14 protein-coding genes are annotated in these 20,690 nt (G+C 45.2%); 12 read left to right on the top strand and 2 right to left on the bottom strand.

Going from position 1 to position 20,690, the window contains the following annotated elements; all coding sequences use genetic code 11:
• The first annotated feature begins 36 nt into the window (after nucleotides 1-36).
• From recB to DKT75_RS01635, 8 genes are all read left to right on the top strand, one after another.
• Nucleotides 37-3,642 (top strand): exodeoxyribonuclease V subunit beta, encoded by a 3,606-nt coding sequence (recB, locus tag DKT75_RS01670; protein WP_109821704.1) that lies wholly within the window; start codon nucleotides 37-39, stop codon nucleotides 3,640-3,642.
• Complete coding sequence (gene recD / locus DKT75_RS01665; protein WP_109821703.1) at nucleotides 3,642-5,288, top strand: exodeoxyribonuclease V subunit alpha; 1,647 nt, start codon at nucleotides 3,642-3,644, stop codon at nucleotides 5,286-5,288. Before recB ends, recD begins: the two co-directional genes overlap by 1 nt.
• 69 nt (nucleotides 5,289-5,357) lie before the next feature.
• The gene (locus DKT75_RS01660; RefSeq protein ID WP_109821702.1) at nucleotides 5,358-6,404 is read left to right on the top strand and encodes an NADP(H)-dependent aldo-keto reductase; all 1,047 of its coding nucleotides are present in this window, start codon (nucleotides 5,358-5,360) and stop codon (nucleotides 6,402-6,404) included.
• Nucleotides 6,405-6,463: 59 nt separating this feature from the next.
• Entirely contained in the window at nucleotides 6,464-8,056 is a 1,593-nt protein-coding gene (locus tag DKT75_RS01655) for a hypothetical protein (protein WP_109821701.1), read from the top strand.
• Nucleotides 8,038-10,359 (top strand): hypothetical protein, encoded by a 2,322-nt coding sequence (locus DKT75_RS01650; RefSeq protein WP_109821700.1) that lies wholly within the window; start codon nucleotides 8,038-8,040, stop codon nucleotides 10,357-10,359. Before DKT75_RS01655 ends, DKT75_RS01650 begins: the two co-directional genes overlap by 19 nt.
• 143 nt (nucleotides 10,360-10,502) lie before the next feature.
• Nucleotides 10,503-11,672: an OmpA family protein gene (locus DKT75_RS01645; protein WP_109821699.1), complete on the top strand. Its 1,170-nt coding sequence runs from the start codon at nucleotides 10,503-10,505 to the stop codon at nucleotides 11,670-11,672.
• Nucleotides 11,672-13,279 carry a DUF4332 domain-containing protein gene (locus tag DKT75_RS01640; protein ID WP_109821698.1) on the top strand — a complete coding sequence of 536 codons (1,608 nt, stop codon included), beginning with the start codon at nucleotides 11,672-11,674 and terminating at the stop codon, nucleotides 13,277-13,279. The genes DKT75_RS01645 and DKT75_RS01640 overlap by 1 nt, the downstream gene beginning before the upstream one ends.
• Nucleotides 13,280-13,482: 203 nt before the next feature.
• Complete coding sequence (locus DKT75_RS01635; protein WP_109821697.1) at nucleotides 13,483-13,863, top strand: hypothetical protein; 381 nt, start codon at nucleotides 13,483-13,485, stop codon at nucleotides 13,861-13,863.
• A 70-nt stretch (nucleotides 13,864-13,933) separates the two neighbouring features.
• Here DKT75_RS01635 and DKT75_RS01630 read toward each other — a convergent pair whose 3' ends face one another.
• Entirely contained in the window at nucleotides 13,934-14,419 is a 486-nt protein-coding gene (locus tag DKT75_RS01630; RefSeq protein ID WP_109821696.1) for a YajQ family cyclic di-GMP-binding protein, read from the bottom strand.
• Nucleotides 14,420-14,553: 134 nt separating this feature from the next.
• On the opposite strand from DKT75_RS01630, the gene prfB reads away from it, so the two are divergent.
• A protein-coding gene (gene prfB, locus DKT75_RS01625) for a peptide chain release factor 2 (RefSeq protein WP_109821695.1) occupies nucleotides 14,554-15,649 on the top strand; the annotation gives its coding sequence in 2 pieces (ribosomal slippage) (nucleotides 14,554-14,625 and nucleotides 14,627-15,649; 1,095 coding nt in all).
• An 11-nt stretch (nucleotides 15,650-15,660) separates the two neighbouring features.
• Nucleotides 15,661-17,166, top strand: coding sequence for a lysine--tRNA ligase (gene lysS / locus DKT75_RS01620; protein WP_109821694.1), 1,506 nt, complete (start codon nucleotides 15,661-15,663; stop codon nucleotides 17,164-17,166).
• 72 nt (nucleotides 17,167-17,238) lie between these two features.
• On the opposite strand, the gene DKT75_RS01615 is transcribed toward lysS, so the two are convergent.
• Nucleotides 17,239-18,213: an integron integrase gene (locus tag DKT75_RS01615; protein ID WP_109821693.1), complete on the bottom strand. Its 975-nt coding sequence runs from the start codon at nucleotides 18,211-18,213 to the stop codon at nucleotides 17,239-17,241.
• A gap of 315 nt (nucleotides 18,214-18,528) precedes the next feature.
• On the opposite strand from DKT75_RS01615, the gene DKT75_RS01610 reads away from it, so the two are divergent.
• Both DKT75_RS01610 and DKT75_RS01605 read left to right on the top strand, forming a co-directional pair.
• Nucleotides 18,529-19,395, top strand: coding sequence for a tyrosine-type recombinase/integrase (locus DKT75_RS01610; protein ID WP_109821551.1), 867 nt, complete (start codon nucleotides 18,529-18,531; stop codon nucleotides 19,393-19,395).
• Nucleotides 19,383-20,501: an IS91 family transposase gene (locus DKT75_RS01605; RefSeq protein WP_109821550.1), complete on the top strand. Its 1,119-nt coding sequence runs from the start codon at nucleotides 19,383-19,385 to the stop codon at nucleotides 20,499-20,501. The genes DKT75_RS01610 and DKT75_RS01605 overlap by 13 nt, the downstream gene beginning before the upstream one ends.
• The last annotated feature ends 189 nt before the right edge of the window (nucleotides 20,502-20,690 follow it).

Genomic DNA, 20,690 nt, shown 5'->3' with positions numbered 1-20,690 from the left:
TATCACTTCTAATAATGTTTAAACAATGAGCCTTTAATGACTGAGTTAAGCAATTCTCCTATATCGTTCAATGCTTTTGAAACAACGTTAGAGTCAGGTGTTAACTTGATCGAGGCGAGTGCGGGAACCGGTAAAACCTTTTCTATAGCGATGCTAGTGTTGCGTTTTGTTGCTGAAAAAAACTTACTTATAGAAAAGATCTTAGTTGTTACGTTTACTAAGGCTGCCACACAAGAATTACGCACTAGAATAGCGCAAAGGCTACAAGACCTTCGCCGTTATCTCATTGATCCAGAACATCCAGTGAGTGTTGCGCAAGACCCTGCATTTAAAGCTTGGGCCGATGCTCTAGACGATAAAAAGGTTGTCATTGAGCGAGTAGTGACCGCGTTAGCCTCCATTGATAATGCCTCTATTTTTACTATCCATAGTTTTTGCCAACGAATGCTGCGTCAGTATGCTTTGGAAAGCGGGCAGTTGTTTGATGCAGAATTAAACTCGAATGTTGACCAGCTGCGCTTGTCTTTAGCGGAAGACTATTGGCGACAGCAACTTTATGGCGCGAGTGAATTAAAAGTAGCCGTATGTTGTGGCGCGTACAAAACACCCGCAGCATTACTAAGTAGTATTGGTGCTATCCAAGACGGCATGGTGACTGAACCTCATGGATTGAACCTTGATGCGATGTTGAGCAGTTTTGAAACAGCAGCCGCGGACCTTCAGTTACTCGATAAAACATTATTACTTCCCCTAGAAAAAGCAGTGGCCGATGACCCTGCATTATTTAAGCCCGCGTTCGTAGAAGGCTTTGCAGCGATATGTTCAGCGCTTAGAGCATGGTTAGCATCGCCTGAAACGGCTATACCTGTCAGTAGCCTAAATGCTGTGAGCTTTAAACGTTTAGCTGCGGATGCTTTGAACGGTGTTAAATTTAGAAAAAACAAAGAATTTGCGACCAGTGATGAGCGAAAGCTAGGTTTCTTAAGTGACTTAGGGATACGTGAAACTGACACATTGGACGGCTTATTGCTGGGCCTGGAGCAGGCTGGGTTGGCTTTTCGTTTAGGCTTGCTTGAATACTTAAAAGATCAGCTAGAAGATAGTCAGTCAAAGCTAAATGTGTTGTCGTTCAACGACCTTATCTCACGCCTTTCACACGTTATAAATACAGAAGGCAGTGGTGAATTACTGAAAGCCGCACTGCGACGTCAGTTTGCTGTCGCGATGATTGATGAGTTTCAAGATACTGACCAGCAGCAGTGGAATATATTCTCCTCAGTGTATAAAACCGAAGAGCACTATCTATACCTGATTGGTGATCCAAAGCAGGCCATTTACAAATTTCGTGGCGCTGATATTTACTCCTACCTAAATGCTAAAGGTGAGGCGAGCCGAGCCTACACGCTAGATACTAATTTCCGTTCACATCCTAATTTAGTGGGTGCGGTAAATGCCTTCTTCGAGAAATCAAAGCAACCGTTTTTGCTGGATGATATTCCGTATCACGCCGTTAAAGCGGGTAAGTCAGAAAGCAAGCTATGGTGTGACGGTAATCCTGCTGACTCGATGGTGATGTGGGGTTTAGAAAGCAACCCCGATGACAAAAATGGTTACTGGGGATCTGGCGTTGTTCGTCAGGTACTGAGGACGCATATCATCAATGAAATTGTTAACTTATTAGATGCAGACACGGGTGCTAAGTTTGGCGCGTCACCAGAGACTGCGCCAAGCTTAGCGCCTAAAGATATTGCCATCTTAGTGCGTGGAAATGAGGAAGCTGCAACGTATCAACAGCAACTTCAGCAAGCCGGTATTCCGGCAGTATTGAACAGCAAGCATTCGGTGTTTGATAGTCTGGAGGCGGTGCAGTTGTCGCAACTACTGATGTCACTAGTGCAACCTGCTAATCAGCAAACCTTGCGTCAGGCGTTGTCATTACCTTGGTTTGGCTTAACCGGGCAAGCGTTTGATGCCGTGTGTGCGGATGATATGCAGCTTCAAGCCTACGTTAGTGACTTTCAATACTACCAGCAGCGATGGCAACAGCGCGGTTTGATGGCGATGATGCGTTCCTTGTTAGAAAAATACCAAGTGCTGCAAACACTGACTGACCAGCCAAACTCAGAACGACGCATCGCTAACCTCAATCACTTGCTAGAACTACTTCAGCAAGCCGCTTTAGATGAGCGCTTGGATATGCATAAAACCATTGAATGGCTAACACTGGCTATTCAAGGTGAGCAGGGTAGCGACGGCAAAGAGCTACGTTTAGAGCAGGATGAAGCTGCAGTGAGCATAGTGACTATTCACAGCTCCAAAGGTTTGGAATATCCGGTTGTATTTTGTCCTGAGCTTTGGGTTGAGAAGCGTGCTCAAAGTGCGCCGAGTGGTGATAAAGTGGTTATCTGCCATGAAGAAAGCGCATTGATTGCTGACTTAGGGACGCCTAAGCAGATGGAGCGGTTTGAGCAGTCACAGTTTGAGCAGAGTGCCGAGGATCTCCGTCTGCTTTATGTGGCGATTACTCGTGCGGCGTATCGTTGTTATGTGCCTTGGGCCTATGTGCGTACTGCCAATAAAGACAATCAGTCAGCATTGGCTTATTTGCTGGCAGAGCATAGTGGCGATGATTTATCAGCGCAGTTTAGGTCATTAGCCGAGTCTAATGCTTGTTTCTCATATGAAGAAATAACTGCACAGGTCGAGCCGAAAATTGCGGCCAAAGTGACCGAAGCTAAGCAGCAGTTAACCGCACGCGAGCTTCAATGCGAGATAAATCAGCAATGGCAAATGAGCAGTTACTCTGCCTTGGCCCATTTAGGTCAGCACAGTCACGTGAGTCCAGACAGTGAGTTGCCTAAAGATAAATCTGAAGAACCTCAGTTAGTTGCCGAGCCAGAAACTGAAGTCGTACCTGAGTTAATTCCAAAAGGCGCACATACAGGTAATGTGTTGCATGACTTATTGGAAAATAACACGTTCGAAGCGATATCTAATTTAGACCCTGAAAACAATATTGATGAGAACTACTTAAAGCAACGATCACGGTGTTGTTTGCGCTACGGTTTATCGTTGGAAGAAGAGGGCTTAAAGGCTTTAGATGAATTACTTATAAAGTCAGTCAAAGCGCCATTAGATGCTGAAGACGCTGAGTTCACCTTGGCGAAAGTTGAAGACCACGCTTGTTTGAAAGAAATGCCATTTTACTTCGCCATCAATCAAATGCAGACCCAAGGGCTTAATCATCTGTTGGCAGACCAGCCTACCTGCCAAGACCTTTCGGCTAGGAGCTTAACAGGGCAACTAACCGGTTTTATCGATTTAATTTGTGAGTACCAAGGGCGCTATTACGTGATGGACTACAAGTCCAACTGGCTTAAAACTTACGACCACAACGCTATGCAGTCTGCGATGCGCGAGCATAACTACGGTTTGCAGTACTTTATTTACTCCGTAGTGTTACATCATTATCTAAAACAGCGACTACCTGACTACTCTTATGAAGAACATTTCGGTGGTGTACGTTATCTGTTTTTACGAGGAATGGATGTGGAGCAGCCGATGCAGGGTGTCTTCGTCGATAAGCCATCGCTTGAAATTATCGAAAGCTTGAGTGAAGTACTGTCAGGGGAGGTGAACTGATGGATAAGATAGTTACCGACAATTATTCTCGATTAGATCATGCACTGGCTGATTTTCTAAGTGCTCGCTGTGACTTAGGTGGTGAGCCAAAGTCTCAGTTTCGAGACATCGTATTAGCACTGTCAGCAGCGCAAAGTGCAGGGCATAGTTGTTTGATGATGAATGACGCTCAGCAAACACTACTCAGCACATCCAATATGGTATCTAGCGGAGAAATGAATACGCCATTGGTGATGGATGGCGCACGGCTTTATCTGCAACGTTATTGGCAATATGAGTCATCACTAGTCGCTGATATAAAACAACGCTTAACTCGGCCAGTCACACCGCCTGCGCAGCTAGATACTTTATTGGAAAAGTACTTTCCTGCTGATGCTGAAAGCACCGAAACTGACTGGCAACGTGAGGCCGCAGCAAAGGTCACAACGCAGGCCTTTAGTATGATTACCGGTGGCCCGGGTACTGGTAAAACAACCACAGTATTAAGAATACTGGCGTTGCTACAAGAGATTCACAATGGTGAGCTATCGATTGCATTAGCAGCCCCGACGGGGAAAGCGGCAATGCGTCTGCAGCAGTCATTGATGTCAGGCAAGTTACAGTTAGATCTAACTGAAGACTTACTGGACGCGATCCCTGAAAAAGTCAGTACCTTGCATCGCCTGTTAGGCCCAATTAACCAATCGAATCATTTTCGTCACAACGCAGACAAGCCGCTAAATTGTGACTTGTTAGTGGTTGATGAAGCATCGATGATTGATTTGGCGCTCATGAGCAAGCTACTTGTAGCACTAGCACCCGACGCGCGTTTGATTTTATTGGGTGATCAAGACCAGTTGGCGTCGGTTGAGTCTGGTGCCGTATTAAGTGACTTGTGTGCTAGCTTGCCAGAACAAACCTTGCAGCTTAAAAAGACCTATCGCTTTAGTGGTCCCATCAAAGAACTCGCGACAGCGGTTAACCAACGTTCGGCGAGTCTTGCATGGAATATCCTGGAAGACAGCTCGCAAGACATTGTTAACTTGGTGAGTGATGATGTGATTAGTCACATGTTGAGTCACTACCAAGGCTATATAAAACAAGTTAAACAAAGTAATGACCCAGAAGCGGCCTTCGAAGCATTTTCAAGCTTTCAAGTGTTGGCGGCGTTACGCAAAGGCAAGCAGGGCGTTGAGGGTTTAAACCTTGAGTTAGAGAAGCGCCTACAGTCTCGCGGTATAGAAACCTACCGAACGTGGTATCACGGGCGTCCGGTGATGATTAGCCGTAACGATCCATCGCTGGGCTTGTTTAACGGTGATATTGGTCTGTGTTTATATGATGAAACCATTGGCCAGCTGCGAGTCTGGTTTGAACAAAGCGACGGTAGCCTGCGAGCAATCATGCCGGGACGTTTGCCGGAGCATGAAACCGTCTATGCAATGACGATTCATAAAAGCCAAGGTTCAGAGTTCCCACATGTGATGATTGTGCTGCCGGAAAATATAAATCCGTTGCTGTCACGTGAATTACTGTATACCGCTATTACACGTGCCAAAGTAAGGGTTGATGTTGCAACAACTAAGCCCGTATTTATGCATACCGTTAATCAGCAGGTACAGAGAAATAGCGGCTTGCAAGCCAAGTTATCAGGTGTTGTTAGCTAACATGATGTTAAGTTTGCAATCTGTTAATTTGCAGGTATATTGTCTCAGCCGAAAAGTCAGAGGTTTATAATGGAATATAGAAAGCTAGGTAAAACCGGTATTGATGTGAGTGTGATTTGCTTAGGCACAATGACCTATGGCGAGCAGAACAACGAACAAGAAGCGCACGAGCAGCTTGATTACGCCATTGAGCGAGGTATCAATTTTATTGATACGGCTGAAGTGTACGCAATACCAATAAATCCTGAGACTCAAGGTTTGACTGAGCAGTATGTTGGTTCTTGGTTAGCAGGTCGTGGTGATCGAGACAAGATTGTCCTAGCCTCTAAAGTGGTTGGCCCAGGTGTAGGCCATATTCGCGGCGGCGCACAGCTGACTCGCGAACACATAACTAAAGCCGTCGAAGGCAGTTTATCTCGCTTACACACTGATTACTTGGACTTGTACCAAGTGCATTGGCCAGCGCGTAACGCAAACTTCTTTTCTTCGCTAGATTATGTTGCAGACATGGACGAAGACTTAGCCGCTGAAGAAGCGACTATTTTAGAAACGCTTGAAACACTGAGTGACCTTGTCAAACAAGGAAAGATTCGTAGTGTCGGTCTGTCGAATGAAACGCCATGGGGCACAATGCGTCACTTGCAGCTTGCTGACAAATTTGGTCTAGCGCGTGTTGCTAGTGTGCAAAATCCATATAGCTTACTTAACCGCAGTTACGAAGTCGGTTTGGCAGAAGTATCACATCGTGAACAAATTGGTTTGCTTGCCTATTCACCACTTGGTTTTGGTGTATTGACGGGTAAATATGAGAAGGGTGCAATGCCAGAAAATGCGCGTCTAACGCGTTGGACTGACTATTTCCCTCGTTACAGAACAGAAGAAGGTCAGCTAGCAACGACTAAATATGTCGAACTTGCTAAAGCGCACGGTATGACGCCGACGCAGCTTGCATTGGCCTTTGTAAACACTCGTCCATTCGTTGCCGCTAATATTATTGGCGCAACTACAATGGAGCAGTTAAAAGAGAATATTGATAGTTGGCAAACTGAGATTAGTGATGAAGTGATGGCGGGGATCAATGAGATCCACCAGCAACATTGCAATCCTTGCCCTTAAAATTTTTTGTTAAATATCCCCCGATAAAATACTAAATCCCCCAGTGGTTTAAGGAAAACATGGCGAGCCCCACTATTTTAGGCATGATTTATGGCTTCTTTACGAATGCCAGAACAACGCCTGTCGTTCTTATCGTTCTGCTGTCGGTTATTTCGTTTTATACCAGTTTTGACGGTCTAGTACGTTTCTCATTTGCGAATCCAGAAGATGCTTCTTGGATTGGTATTTGCGTGCTTGGTCTGGTTGTTTTCTGTATCCAACTGGTACTGGTTTACTCGCTGCGAAAAATGGCATTGTCACGTCGCTTGTTAGTCAAAGGTCGCTGGTTGCCGCTGTATATCTTGATGATGTGTATCAGTGTGTTCTTCAGTTACGGCTTCTACTACAAGCTGCTACGAGCAGAAGGTTATGCCCAAGAAAACTTTACGGCTCAGCTAAAACAAGTCCGTGATGGCGCGCAAAATTATCTACTCTCATTTGAAGCCGTGGAGCGTGGTAGTAAACAATTACGACTGTACTCTGAGCGACGCGCACGAGAAGAAGAAAACTTTGGTGGCAGTTGTGGTGATGGTTCTTCACCCGGTAAAGGCCCACGCCGTACCTTTAGAAACAATGAAGCAATGGTGTTCTCAGCGATTGCAAGCGGTATAGAGCCATTGGGCGCGAAAGTGAAAGCAGACATTGCTGAGCTACAAAATATCATTGAAAACTATCGTCCAAATACTCAAGACGTGGTCAGTTTACAAAGCCAAGTTAACGGCATAATCAATACCATTAACCTCAACCGTAATGCGCCTGTGTTGCAAGAGTCTTCACGTGTTATTGAGCAGCGTGTAGGTGATAAGCGTCAAAGCATTGTGCCGACGGCTACTGGCAATATTGCGTGTCCAGACACAACGATTACGCTAAATGGTAACGCCATGCTTAACAGCATCGAAGGCTTACCGTTTATGGAAGATGTGCAGCTGTTTAACCCGTTTGATCAGCGCAATGTTTTAAATCGTGCAATGGATGTTATCCGTTCAATCCCAAGCCTATTAGTGGCATGGTGGAATAACGAAGACGTAACTGCGTTGATGGAGCAGGGTAAGGACTCGACTAACCGCGATGATTATATCCCGTTAATGCTTGGAGCGTTGGTTGATTTCGTGTTGCTGATTGTTGGTTTGGCCGATGGTTACATTTCTCGTCGCCGCAACTGGATGAGTAAAGACTTTGAAGGCGAGTATTTCAGTGCAGAAGATGCCGAAAAGTTACGTGGCATTACCGACATGAAACACTTCGCGAGTAATGTGCAGCCGTACTTACATGATAGTTTAGGGCAACATTTCTTTGTGATTCCTAGCTCACCGGTACACGGTAATCGTATGGCGAGTGAAATGCTGGAACTGTTTGAGGTGTTATCTAGTGAACGTATTCGTCCTGCGATGTTGCGACAAGTGCCTTATAGCTGGATTCCTCGTGGTGTTAAAACTGAAGTGTATTCGATCCTAGGGGACGATGCTGAACACCTTACTTACAATGTGTATCGCATGAGTGCGACACAGTGGGATGAGTTGAAACAAGCGTTGAGTGTTGCGGTATTTACAGCGGCAACGGTTGAAGAAGAAGCAATTGAAGAAAGTGAAGAGCCGTGTACCTGGCCTTACTAAAAGTATTCTTTATAGGCGGTCAGGCCATTGATTGGGTCCGACTGCATGCGCTGCGCTATTTTGCTCACCCACTGATCCAAAATGGCTCAGGGAATAGTGGCGAGCGTGCCGCTAAACTTCCTCTAAAGGATTGGCGTTATGGCGTGAGTATTGTGCTGGCACTGATAGAAAGTGTCGTGCGCAGTATTTGGCAAGTGTTCCGCTGGATGTTCTTTTTAAATACGCGCAGTGTTTTAGAGTTTCTTCTGAGCGGTGTAAAGCTAGTCATTGTGCTTGCAGTGCTAAGTGTGGCGAGTTTGTATGGATATTTGTCAGGAGAGCCAGACGCTAGGTTACTTGCTCACTATCAGTCACTTCATCAAACTCACACGGCGACGGCAGTACTAGGTCAACGTGGCAGTCTAATTGGCGCGATGACACATCCCAAAGCGGCAGAAGGTACTGAAAGTGGCCTTTATACTGAAATGGTGCCGCCTGTTTATTGGGATATTCTCGACTATAAAACAGGCCGAAAACTAGACTTTAGCTATCAAGACACCTCCTTGTCTGATCTACTTTTCTTACGTAAGAGCAACTACAAAGGCGCCGCAGTCAGCGATATTATGACCGCGTTTAACCCATTTGATGAGTCTGAAAAAGAAAGCCTACTAAGTCAGTTAAGCAAAACCTTAAATGATCAAAAAGAGGCGGGGTGCTTTGGTTTATTTGATCGCCTGTGCAATACCCTATCTAGCATTCGATTGGCGCGACATACCTTTCCTTATTTAGCCCAAAACAACGGTGCTGAGTTTAAGCGCTGGGTTGCGATTCATGGACCCTTGCGTGGTCATGGTGATGACTTAAAAGGCTTGCGTACTGTTGCCGATGTGGTGTTTAAAAAGCTACCTGAGCAGCTAAGCAATGCTGAGCAGTCCATAATGGCAATAGCGCAGTTACAAGCGCAGCCGTTATTAGATTTAGAAAACTGGGACGACTTAATTCAGCAGGCAGAAGTGGTGAGTGGTGAGCTTTATACACGCCAGCAACCACGCCTTGTGAATAATATTCGAGCTGATTTGAAAGCTTTGAAAGCACCAAAGCCTGTGCTGATAACAGGTGTTAAAACGCCTCAAGAAGTGTTAAATCTTCCATACCTCATGCGTCGTGGAGAGTTGTTGCTAGGTAGCTTTGCAACGCTGGTGACGAAGAGTTTAGAGGCAGAGTACAGTCGAACAACAGATAGTCAGCTGATTAGCGACATACAACTGAGTCTACCTGTGACAGAAAATGCCATCTTCCAAGCGAAACTACAAAGTCGTTTAGCGTCCTTTGAGCGTCGCTGTAAAGATTGTGGCTTAAGACGAATACTGGGTGAGTCACCCGACAAAGGTGGCGCGCAGATTCAAGTGATGGTGGCGGATCAAGCAGGACAGATTGTCAGGTACTTTACTCGTGGCGAAGTGAATCCTCGTGCGATTGGCGCGTTGTCTGCCATACCTGCGTCGGTATTGTTAGTGTCTGAAAATAATAAGCCTAGCGATTTGTTTTGTAACCAAACCTATCGCAACTTACCAAGCTCCGTTGAAGGTTTTTCAAGTGGTATAGTCAACTGCGACACGCTTCAAGAAAAAGGCCATGCGATTAGTTTCCAACAGGCTATTCAGGCGCGTGCATCACTTCCGTTGTTTTATGCGCTGCGCAAAAATGTGGATGGCAAGCAAGTACAAGGGCTTTACCGTGACTTTGGGCTAACGGATCTGCGCTCCCGTGAGGGTAATCCTAGTCACGCAGAGCAACTCGCGTATGAAATGAGTTATGGCGTTGTTCAATCGACACCTTTGCGCCAGTTAGAAGTCATTCACCAGTTAAGCGAAATACTCTATGGCGATGGGAATCCACGCTCAGTCATGAGTATCTCGCAGTTCTTAGTGACTGACTTACAAGAAAGAAAACGCTATTTAGAATTCAGTAAAATTCCTTCGCCAATCGTTATTAATGGTAACTATCTGCGAACGAATGAGTCCAAAACATTCCTTAAGCAATTGCTTAATTACGACGTGAATACTAAGACAGGGCCACTCAAATCGTTACGCAAATTAAATAATGTGAGATTTTTATTAACCAAATCAGGCCAAACCTACACTAAGCAATTAGCACTTCGTGATCAGTGGCTGGTTGCCAGCGTGTTAATACGCGGTAAGCGTTACAGTATTAGTGCGTTTGTTGGTAGCCCGGTGAGCGATGGTGGTGGTTTGGCTAATAAATTATCAGCAGCCGATATCTTCACCCCAATCGTGTCTGAAATTGTTGCTGATCTTGACTGATTAGTTTTGCATGGATAGATTAGCTCTGTTTATAGGTATAATGTAGTTGATGACTGGAAGTCACAACGACAATACGCTTGCACTGTCTCATTAAAAAAGTACTGAACGTGTCAGGTACTTTTAAAAAGGAATTTGAAAGATCGATGAAAAAACTACTAATCATCCTTTTGGCTTTGATTGCTTTGGCTGTTATCGGCTGGTTTGCGGCCTATAAATTCAAAGCACCTGCTATCGAGGCAGATATAAAGCAACGTGTTGATGAAGCGTTGATCTCTAATAACTTATCCTGGGCTAAGGCCAGTGTTGACGGTAGGGAAGTAACGCTTTCTGGTTTGGCGCAAAGCCACCAACTGCAGCAGCACGCATTAAAAATAGCCAATATTTATGGTGTTAACAGTGTGCAAGATAAGATGATGCTGCAAGATGGCTCAACAATCATCCCAGTAGTAACTTCGTCTCCAGTCGCCAGCAGTGGCGCAGATGGTGTCGCGCTGACTAAGCCAGGCACAAAAACAGCACCTGCTTACCCTTATTCCATGAATATTTTACGTGATGAGTCGGGTCAATACACCTTTACCGGAATCGTGTCTGACTCTGACTTTAAAGCGGAGATGGATAAGCACTTAATGAGTCTAGATGTTGACCCTGAGACCTCGGTTTGGAATGTCAGCGTTAGCTCAGCAACATCACCTGTCAGTTGGGAGCAACATGCCAAAGATAGTATTAGCGCGTTGCTGCCACTTAAACAGGGTAATGCTAGCTTCGGTGATGGAAAAGCATTGGTTCAAGGAGTTGCAGTGTCACAGTCAGCGAGCGATGACTCAGAGTCGTTTGCTCAACTGTTGGCGGGTGACTATACAACTGACGTAAAGCTAAGTGTTGTCGACGCTGTTGCCGCAGTTCAGCAAGGCGCGCCTAAGGTTGGCTCTTCTAAGTACGCAGCATTGAGCTGCCAAACTGAGTTTAATAGCCTGCTAAAGAAAGACAAAATTCAGTTTGAAAGTGGCTCTATTAAACTACAAAAAGCGAGTTTAAGCCTGCTAGAAAATATTGCTAGAGCGTCAGGGCGTTGCCCCGATCAGCTAATTAGCATTAATGGTTATACCGACTCTGCTGGTAGTGCCAAAACCAATAAAGTACTGAGTAAGCAGCGTGCTGACGCAGTCATGGAATATCTAGTAAAACTTGGACTCAATCCTTCTCGTTTAAAAGCGGAAGGCTATGGTGAAGCGAAGCCAGTGGCGAGTAATAAAACTGAAAAAGGGCGTGCTGAAAATCGCCGTATTGAATTGATTGTTAAAGGATTAAAATAATGAGCTACCTAGTTATTCAAATATGGATCTTTTTGTTATTGGCGGCTATCGTAGGTTTGATTGCAGGTTGGCTTTTACGGGGTAGCGCAAAGGCAAAAATCGAAAAGGTTAATGCTGACTGGACACAGCGCATGGCCAATGTTGACGCTGAGAAAGCAGAGATTACTCGTTCTGCGGAAGACTTAACGACAACAAATAAGCGTCAAGGTGACATGTACCTAAAGCTGTCCCAAGAGCGTGATGTATTAGCGCAGCGTATAAAAGAGCAGGCGACAGGGTCAGTGGTTGGTAGCCAAGAGTTTATCTCTGTTAAGCACCAACTAGCGCTTCGTACCGATGAAGTCGGTCAGCTGAAAGAACAGCTTGCAGAAACGACAGATCAGTTAGTGACGACTCAAGACTCATTGCAAGGTCTACACGGTAATGTGATTACCCCAAAAGCCTCGTCAGTGGTGACAACTCAGTTAGAAGAAAAAGTTGCCTCGTTGACCGAAGCGAAAGCGAAGTTGTCTGCTGAGCTAGAAAGTGAGCATGAGAAATCTCAGGCCGCTAATAACAGTCTTCAAGAAGCACAGCGTCAGTTACAAGAGTACGAAGAGCAGCTGAAGTGCAGTGAGAATACCTTGGGTGATGTGTCTTCTGAGTTGCAACAGAAGCAAGAGTTCTTTGACGTCGCACGTGGCGAGCTAGACAGTAAAATCAATCTTAGAAATGAAGACTTATCGTTGGCGAATACAACGATTAAGCAGCAGGAAACCAGCCTGCTAGAGCTGAAGTCGACGCTAGAGTCAGGGGACCAGACGTTACGTGAGTTGACACAGAAAGAGGCTGAGCAAAAACGCAAGTCTACCTTGTTAGAACAGCAGCTTGAACAGACTCAAAAAGCACTGACACAAACCACTGAAAAATATAAAAAGCTTGAGACAGACCTTCGCGCTAGTGAGTTACGTGTTGACAGCCTAGTACAAAAAGCCAGCACTGTAGAGCCACCTCGTGACTACTCTGAAGTGTCATCTGGCATTATGGGCGCAGGTGCGGCAGCGGTTGTTGGTGCAGCGGCAGCTAGTAAGTCAGACGGTTTATCTTCAAGCTGGTCTAAGCTTAGTGGAATGGCGCGTGACGGCTATGAAAAAGTTAAAGTTAAAGTAGAAGATACAACGACTGAAGTCGTTAATGCTACCGCGATTGGTTCGCCTAACGATGAGAACTATCGCATAGAGTTGATTCGATCGATTGGTAAAGATAACCGTATTCAACTTCATGACATGGGAGTGAACACGACACTTAACTTATTAGAAAAGTGTACTGATGATACTGGCGTTAATATCGTTTCTAAGGCACTTGGGCGCGAGTCTTGGGTGGTTTCATCTTGGGTATCGATTGCTGACTTGTTGCGTATTAAAGGCATCGATGGGCCAATGGCGGAGGTGCTAGAGTTAAGCGGTGTTTATTCGGCTAAGGCACTGGCTGCTGCAAACCCTGAGAAGCTGATTCAGTCGATTCAGTCAGTTAACCAGCGTGTCGAAAAGGTATCGAGCATTCCAGATATTGCGACGGTTGCAGGTTGGATTCGTCATGCTGAGACGTTGAAGAAGCATGTTGCTTAAGTATTGTTGTAGGTCAGTATGAATAGTGAAAAGGCTCGCATTTGCGAGCCTTTTTTTATTGTAAATTACGGTAAGTCGAATGGTACTGTAATCACTGGAGACTGTTTGCTTTTACTAGCACGAGCTTGGTGAGTAATATAAGTCGAATGAAGAGCTTTAGTGAGGTATCTTTGGTTGATTTAAGGACAAAAGGTTTTACAATAATGAAGTATTTACTAAAAGTAATGTTTTTGGCGTGCTTTGTATTGTGTTCAGTAGTGCTTGCATCAGAGGGTGAGCAAGTTTACAAAGGAGCACTTGTTGAGGCTCACGGACAGCAAATAGACGCAGTTTTAAAGCGATTTAATCAGACTGCTACCATCACGGTGTTGGATGATGGAGCTAAGCAGTATGTGCTTAAGTCGGAAACAAGAGCGTTGCCACATATGTGTGATGGTGAAGGGAATTATATCAATATAGGTTTGGATGGTGGGGTGGTTACGCATACATATCTCACAGACAAGACTGGCGTTATTTATGAGATTCATCTCGAGACAACGTCTATTAAAGCAGGCTCGTATGGTTGTGGGTCTCTAGAAAAATAGAGCGTAAAAGCTGGCAGCTAACCATCATTGATAATGGTAGCTGACTGCTTCAGTTTGGAGTTAGGTACATTTAGTCACGAAAGTTATTAAACTGTAGCGGCAAACCAAGCTCTTGCTCACGCAAAACCGCCATTGCCTGCTGAAGATCATCACGCTTCTTGCCCGTCACACGCACTTGCTCACCTTGAATCTGTGCCTGCACTTTCAGCTTTGCTTCTTTCAGCGCTTTAATCACTTTTTTGCCTTTCTCAGCGTCCAAACCCTGCTTCAATAATACTTTTTGGCTCGCATTATTAAGACCCGTCTCAGAAGCATTTTGCGGATCTAAGGCTGCGGCATCAATGCCTCGTTTCGCACATTTGTTACGCAAAATATCCAACATCTGCTGAAGCTGAAAAGTACTCTCAGACTTCATTGTAATCACATCATCTTTAAGCTCAAAGTTTGAGTTAGTGCCCTTAAAGTCAAAGCGAGTCGTCACTTCTTTGTTCGCTTGATCCGTCGCATTACGTATTTCATGTGTTTCAACTTCAGACACGACATCAAATGATGGCATATTAATTCTCCTATTTAACGATGCAAATATGATACTGGATTCTGAATTGAGATAACACACGCTTAATAAAGTCTACCTAAGCGACAAGCTCATCATGTATCATAACCTTCCCAAAGAACTAGCACATTAGAATTATGGAACTGAACCCAACCTATACTCACATCAAAGACCTACAGTCGCGTTTAGACGCACTTAGGGGGTATCTTTGACTACGCTGAGAAGAAAGACCAACTAGAAGAAGTTATTCGCGAATTAGAATACCCAGAAGTCTGGAACAACCCTGAGCGCGCTCAGGAGCTTGGAAAGGAACAATCTCGTCTAGAAGATGTTGTCTTAACGGCAGATCGTCTAGAAGAAGGGCTGACTGATGCGAAAGATCTTTTGGAAATGGCAGAAGCAGAGGATGACGAAGACGCTGTTAATGACATTATCGAAGAGATTAATGGCTTTGAAAAAGATCTCGCTGCGTTAGAGTTTAAACGTATGTTCTCTGGTGAGATGGATGGTTGTAATGCCTTCTTGGATGTACAGTCGGGTTCAGGTGGTACAGAAGCTCAAGACTGGTGTGAAATGGTGCTACGCATGTACTTGCGTTGGGGCGAGGCAAAAGGCTTTAAAGTCGAGCTAATGGAAGCGTCACCGGGTGATGTTGCAGGTGTTAAGTCAGCGACCATCAAATTTGAAGGCGAATATGCTTTCGGTTGGTTACGTACTGAGATTGGTGTGCATCGCTTAGTTCGCAAATCACCGTTTGATTCGGGTGGGCGTCGTCATACCTCATTCTGTTCGGTGTTTGTATCACCAGAAATCGATGATGATATTGAGATCGATATCGATCCATCAGACTTACGTATTGACGTATACCGTGCTTCGGGCGCGGGTGGTCAGCACGTAAACAAAACTGAGTCGGCGGTGCGTATTACTCACGAACCGACGAACACCGTTGTACAGTGTCAGAATGGTCGTTCGCAGCATCAGAACAAGGCCACCGCCATGAAGCAGCTTCGTGCAAAGCTTTATGAGCAAGAAATTCAAAAGCGAAATGCTGAAAGCCAAGAGATGGAAGACAATAAGTCTGACATCGGTTGGGGTAGTCAGATTCGCTCATACGTATTAGATGCATCACGCATTAAAGATCATCGTACCAATGTGGAAACGGGTAGTACACAGGCGGTATTGGATGGTTCTTTAGATCAATTTATCGAAGCAAGCTTAAAGAACGGCTTCTAAGAGAGTTTAAAATGAGTGAACAGGATTCCGTACAGGAACATGACGAAAATCAACTGATCACACTGCGTCGCGAGAAGCTAGCAGCAATTCGTGAGCAGGGTGTAGCCTTTCCAAACGACTTCAAGCCAGAGAACAATGCGGCTGACCTTGAAGCGGCTTATGGCGATAAAGATAAAGAATGGTTAGCTGAGAACCCAGCTAGAGTCCGTGTTGCTGGTCGTATCATGCTTAAGCGTGTGATGGGTAAGGCAAGCTTCATTACGATCAGTGACAGCACTGGTCGTTTGCAGCTGTACGTACAGCTAGCAGCATTGGGTGAAGAGCTGTATGAGTCATTTAAAGGTTGGGATAGTGGCGACATTATCGGCGCGTCTGGCGTTATGTTCAAAACTAACAAAGGCGAGCTATCGGTTAAGTTGGATGAGCTAAGACTGTTAACTAAGTCACTGCGTCCACTGCCTGAAAAATTTCATGGTTTGACGGATCACGAACAGCGTTACCGCCAACGTTACCTTGACTTGATCATGAGTGACGAGACCCGTGCGACGTTTAAAATGCGTTCGAAGATTGTTGCGTACATCCGTAACTACTTCATGCAGCGTGACTTCATGGAAGTAGAAACACCGATGTTACAGGTGATTCCTGGTGGCGCGACGGCACGTCCTTTTGAGACACACCATAACGCACTAGACATCGATATGTACTTACGTATCGCGCCTGAGCTTTACTTGAAGCGTTTGGTTGTAGGTGGTTTTGATCGTGTCTTTGAGATCAATCGTAACTTCCGTAACGAAGGGCTATCGACACGTCATAACCCTGAGTTCACGATGATTGAATTCTACCAAGCGTATGCGACTTACCATGACTTGATGGATACAACTGAAGAGTTGTTTCGTGGCTTGGCTAACGATGTTTACGGTAATACGACGGTTGAATATCAAGGTCTAACATTTGACTTTGACAAGCCGTTTGTACGTATGACGATGAAAGAGTCGATCATGCATTACAACAAAGACATCGAAGCGGCTGACTTAGAGACTGAGTACCGTGCGCGTCTTGTTGCTGAAAAGTTGGGTGTTCACCTTAAAGAGTCTTTCGGCTTAGGTAAGATTATTACTGAGTTGTTTGACGAGATCGTTGAAGAGAACTTGAATGATCCGACTTTCATTACTGAGTACCCAGCAGAAGTGTCTCCACTGGCGCGTCGTAGTGACTCTGACCCGTTTGTGACTGACCGTTTTGAGTTCTTTATTGGTGGTCGTGAGATCGGTAATGGCTTCTCGGAGCTTAACGATGCTGAAGATCAGGCTGAACGTTTCCATAAGCAAGTGGCTGAGAAAGATGGCGGCGATGACGAAGCAATGCACTTTGATGAAGACTACATACACGCGCTTGAGTACGGTATGCCACCGACAGCAGGTGAGGGTATTGGTATCGATCGTTTGGTGATGTTGTTTACGGATGCTGCGTCGATCAGAGATGTAATTTTATTCCCTCATATGAAGCCACAGGCGTAAGTTTGTAGGTATAAATTGGTTGGAATATGAAGCCTAGTGGAGAGACCTGCTGGGCTTTTTTGTTTTGAATCATTACGTTTGTAAAAGGTGGCTTAATGGGCTTTTAACGCCATCTGCTCCTTGCTTAAGAATATGAGTATAAATTTCAGTTGTTTTAACATCTGAATGGCCTAGCTGTGATTGCACCGTTCTAATATCAACACCATTTTGCAACAGATGTGTAGCAAAAGAGTGCCGCAAAGTATGTGAGCTAACTTGTTTGTTGATCCCCGCTAATTGGGTTGCTCGCTTTAAAGTTTTATTTATTCCTGTTTCATCTAAATGGTGTCTTCGCAATAAGCCAGTCGCAGGCTCTATACTTAATCGACCAGAAGGGAATAAGTATTGCCAGCCTAATGACTTATTCGCTTTTTTATACTTTCTTTCCAGTGCATCTGGCATCCATACTCCACTGAAATCTGGATTGTCTATATCTTCATAAAGTAACCCCTGAACACGATGTATTTGCTTCTCGATTGCAGGGATGAGTTCAGTAGCTAGTGTGGTTATTCTATGCTTGTAGCCTTTGCCGTTCCAGACACGTATTTGTTTTAACTTAATATCCACGTCATGAACTCTCAGCCGATGAAGTTCAATTCTTCGTAACCCTGAACCGTAGAGTATTCCAACCATCAGTTTATGTTTAGACTCGACATGACCAAGAAGTGTTCTCACTTCTTCTTGAGTTAGTACTGTTGGAAGTTTTGCTGGTCGCTTTACACGTTGAAACCCACTCATGTCTTTTAATGGACTTTCCATGAATTTCGTATACAAAAAGGCAATAGCATTTAAAGCAATGGATTGAGTACTCCTCGATACGGTACGGTTGACAGCAAGGTGAGTCAAAAATCTTTCGACTTCTATTTCTCCTAAGCTTTCTGGATGTCTGTTGTCGTTGAATTGAATGAATCGTTTGATCCAGAAAATATAAGTCTTAACAGTACGCAAGCTATATTGACGTACTAGCATGAAGTTAGATATTTCGTTTAGATAGGGTGATTTATACATGCAGCGAAGGTAGCAGGTTTTCACAAATGAAACAAAAAGAGAACAATTAGAGGTGTTTAAAACCTGATAATAGGTAATTATATTTCCAATTTTTACCCTAAAAGTGATATGGTTTAATGACTTGTAGCATATTTCTAGAATGTGTTGCCAAAAAAACAAGGGCTCAAGACCTGATAATATATTAAAAGGTCTTAGACCTTCTTAATGAGCTGTTGAACTAAACCGCTTCGCGGTAGCTTACTGGTTTTCAAGTAATTTTCTATAAATGAGCCAAACTTTAATTGTTATTAAACAGACAATTAAAGGCGGTTTATCATGAAAGTCAGTCCTCTACGCCAACGGATGCTTGATACGTTGGTCCTTCGTGGCTGTTCAGCCAGTACCATCAAGTCGTATGTTTATGCAGTTGAACAGCTGTGTCGATATTATCATCGCTCACCTGAGTTAATCACCCCTGAAGACATTCAGGCTTGGTTATTATGGCTGTTGAAGGCACGCGGCGTGTCAGCGTCTACTTGTCGCCAGTATTTTAATGGTGTGCGCTTTCTCTATGCTTTCGTGCTTGAGGATGTTGCGTTTTCAGACTATCGTTTCACACTCCCCAAAGGGCAACAGCGCTTGCCTGACCTGTTAACGCGTCAGGACGTGCAACGATTAACCCGTCAACCTTCCCACCCGAAGTATCGTTTACTGCTGCTAAGTGCCTATGGCTGCGGCCTTCGCGTCAGTGAGCTAGTGCATATTCGACTCTCTGAGATTGATGGCGAACGTCAATTGCTGCATGTGGTTCAGGGCAAAGGGGGTAAAGACCGCTATGTTCCTATTCCTGAGTCCTTATTGCAGCAATGGAGAGAATATTGGCAACAGTACCGACCCAACCTCTGGCTATTTCCAGGGCAAGAAGGGAATGCATTGAGCATTACCACGGTGCAAAAGTGCTATCGTGCCAGTAAGAAAACAGCAGACATTGGCAAGCAGGGTGGTGTTCACAGTTTGCGGCATGCCTTTGCCACGCATTCGTTGCAGGCAGGTATGCCCATTCATCAGTTGCAACGTATTTTAGGGCATAGCCATCTCAGTACCACGAGTCGTTATACACACTGGTTAGCGGATAGTCCGGGTGACAGCCCAGTGGTTGATTTGGTGAAGGGCCTACATTTTAATCAGTCATGCAGCGACTAGCCCAGGTCGTTAGCCAATTTCAGCCGCAACTACCCACTCTCTCACCGCAGCAGTATAAGGTCTGCCATCAAATACAGCGTTGCCGTACGGCAGCATTGGGCGGTTTTCAATTACATTGCCATGATTGCGGTCAAGCGCAGCGCTTGTATCATGCCTGTCGTAATCGACATTGCCCGCGTTGTCAGCAAGGCGCTAGCGAACAGTGGTTAGAAAGAGAGTTGAGTAATGTCGTTAATGCCCCGTATTTCCATTTAGTGTTTACGTTGCCGCACGACCTAAACGGCTGGGTGCGCCTGCACCCGCGCGTTATTTATAGCGCCCTATTTGCCAGTGTTTGGGAGACGCTTAATACGCTCGGGCACGACTCAAAGCGCCTGAATGGACAATTAGCGGCCACCGCAGTTTTGCATACCTGGGGGCAGAACCTCAGTCAGCATGTACATCTACATTGCTTGATCCCTGGTGGCGCACTCGGAGACGATGGCCATTGGCACGCTGCGAAAAACAACTACCTGTTTCCTGTCAGAGCCTTGTCCCATTTGTTTCGAGGCAAGATGGTCAGCGCCTTACGAGCAGCCAGCTACAAAGGAGAATTGAGCCGTATTACAAATGCTGGTGAGGTCAACAAACGGCTCCGTGAGCTGATGCAAAAGGAGTGGGTTGTTTATGGAAAGCCTTGCCTGCATAAAGCAGAAACCGTTGTACGCTATCTATCGCGCTACACTCGTAAAATAGCCATCAGCGAATCGCGTCTTATCGCCATCGATGAGCACAACGTTACCTTCCGCTATCAGGACTACCGGGACGCCCACTCTAAAGTCATGAGGTTGACGGGTGCGGAGTTCTTGCGGCGTTTCTTACAGCATGTGTTACCGCATGGCTTCATGCGCATTCGCCATTATGGTTGGCTAGCCAATGCCTGTCGTAAGAGGAAGTTGCAGGCAGTCCGTCAGGCCATTGCTAACGCTCAGAATGCGCCATTGAGGCCAAGCAAACCATCAAAAATAGCCCATCCCCACGCCTTTGAAGGCATTCCCTGTCGTTGTGGCCAAGGGATGTTGCGAGTCAGTTATCGACTCGTCCCTTGGCAGCTAGAGTATGGCTGACGACTAAAGGGTTAGGCGTTAAGCAGTCGACTCACTATCCATAAGGATGGGTGATAAGCCGCTGTTGTCTGACGGTTCAAACGGGAAGAAAGTCAGCAGATGTTGTGATATATTTAAACGAATAGGCTTACTATGAGACTGAATTGGACGACGAGTCTGGTCGTTTAATGGGCCAAAATAGATAAGTCA

This window comes from Leucothrix arctica (assembly GCF_003172895.1).
GTDB lineage: Bacteria > Pseudomonadota > Gammaproteobacteria > Thiotrichales > Thiotrichaceae > Leucothrix > Leucothrix arctica.
The sequence above is the reverse complement of the archived record's forward strand: the minus strand, read 5'-3'. Positions and strand labels throughout refer to the sequence as shown.

Coding starts and splice junctions, on each gene's coding strand:
- recB (WP_109821704.1), top strand. CDS start 37: ATGACTGAGTTAAGCAATTCTCCTATATCGTTCAATGCTTTTGAAACA.
- recD (WP_109821703.1), top strand. CDS start 3,642: ATGGATAAGATAGTTACCGACAATTATTCTCGATTAGATCATGCACTG.
- DKT75_RS01660 (WP_109821702.1), top strand. CDS start 5,358: ATGGAATATAGAAAGCTAGGTAAAACCGGTATTGATGTGAGTGTGATT.
- DKT75_RS01655 (WP_109821701.1), top strand. CDS start 6,464: ATGGCGAGCCCCACTATTTTAGGCATGATTTATGGCTTCTTTACGAAT.
- DKT75_RS01645 (WP_109821699.1), top strand. CDS start 10,503: ATGAAAAAACTACTAATCATCCTTTTGGCTTTGATTGCTTTGGCTGTT.
- DKT75_RS01640 (WP_109821698.1), top strand. CDS start 11,672: ATGAGCTACCTAGTTATTCAAATATGGATCTTTTTGTTATTGGCGGCT.
- DKT75_RS01635 (WP_109821697.1), top strand. CDS start 13,483: ATGAAGTATTTACTAAAAGTAATGTTTTTGGCGTGCTTTGTATTGTGT.
- DKT75_RS01630 (WP_109821696.1), bottom strand. CDS start 14,419: ATGCCATCATTTGATGTCGTGTCTGAAGTTGAAACACATGAAATACGT.
- lysS (WP_109821694.1), top strand. CDS start 15,661: ATGAGTGAACAGGATTCCGTACAGGAACATGACGAAAATCAACTGATC.
- DKT75_RS01615 (WP_109821693.1), bottom strand. CDS start 18,213: ATGTATAAATCACCCTATCTAAACGAAATATCTAACTTCATGCTAGTA.
- DKT75_RS01610 (WP_109821551.1), top strand. CDS start 18,529: ATGAAAGTCAGTCCTCTACGCCAACGGATGCTTGATACGTTGGTCCTT.
- DKT75_RS01605 (WP_109821550.1), top strand. CDS start 19,383: ATGCAGCGACTAGCCCAGGTCGTTAGCCAATTTCAGCCGCAACTACCC.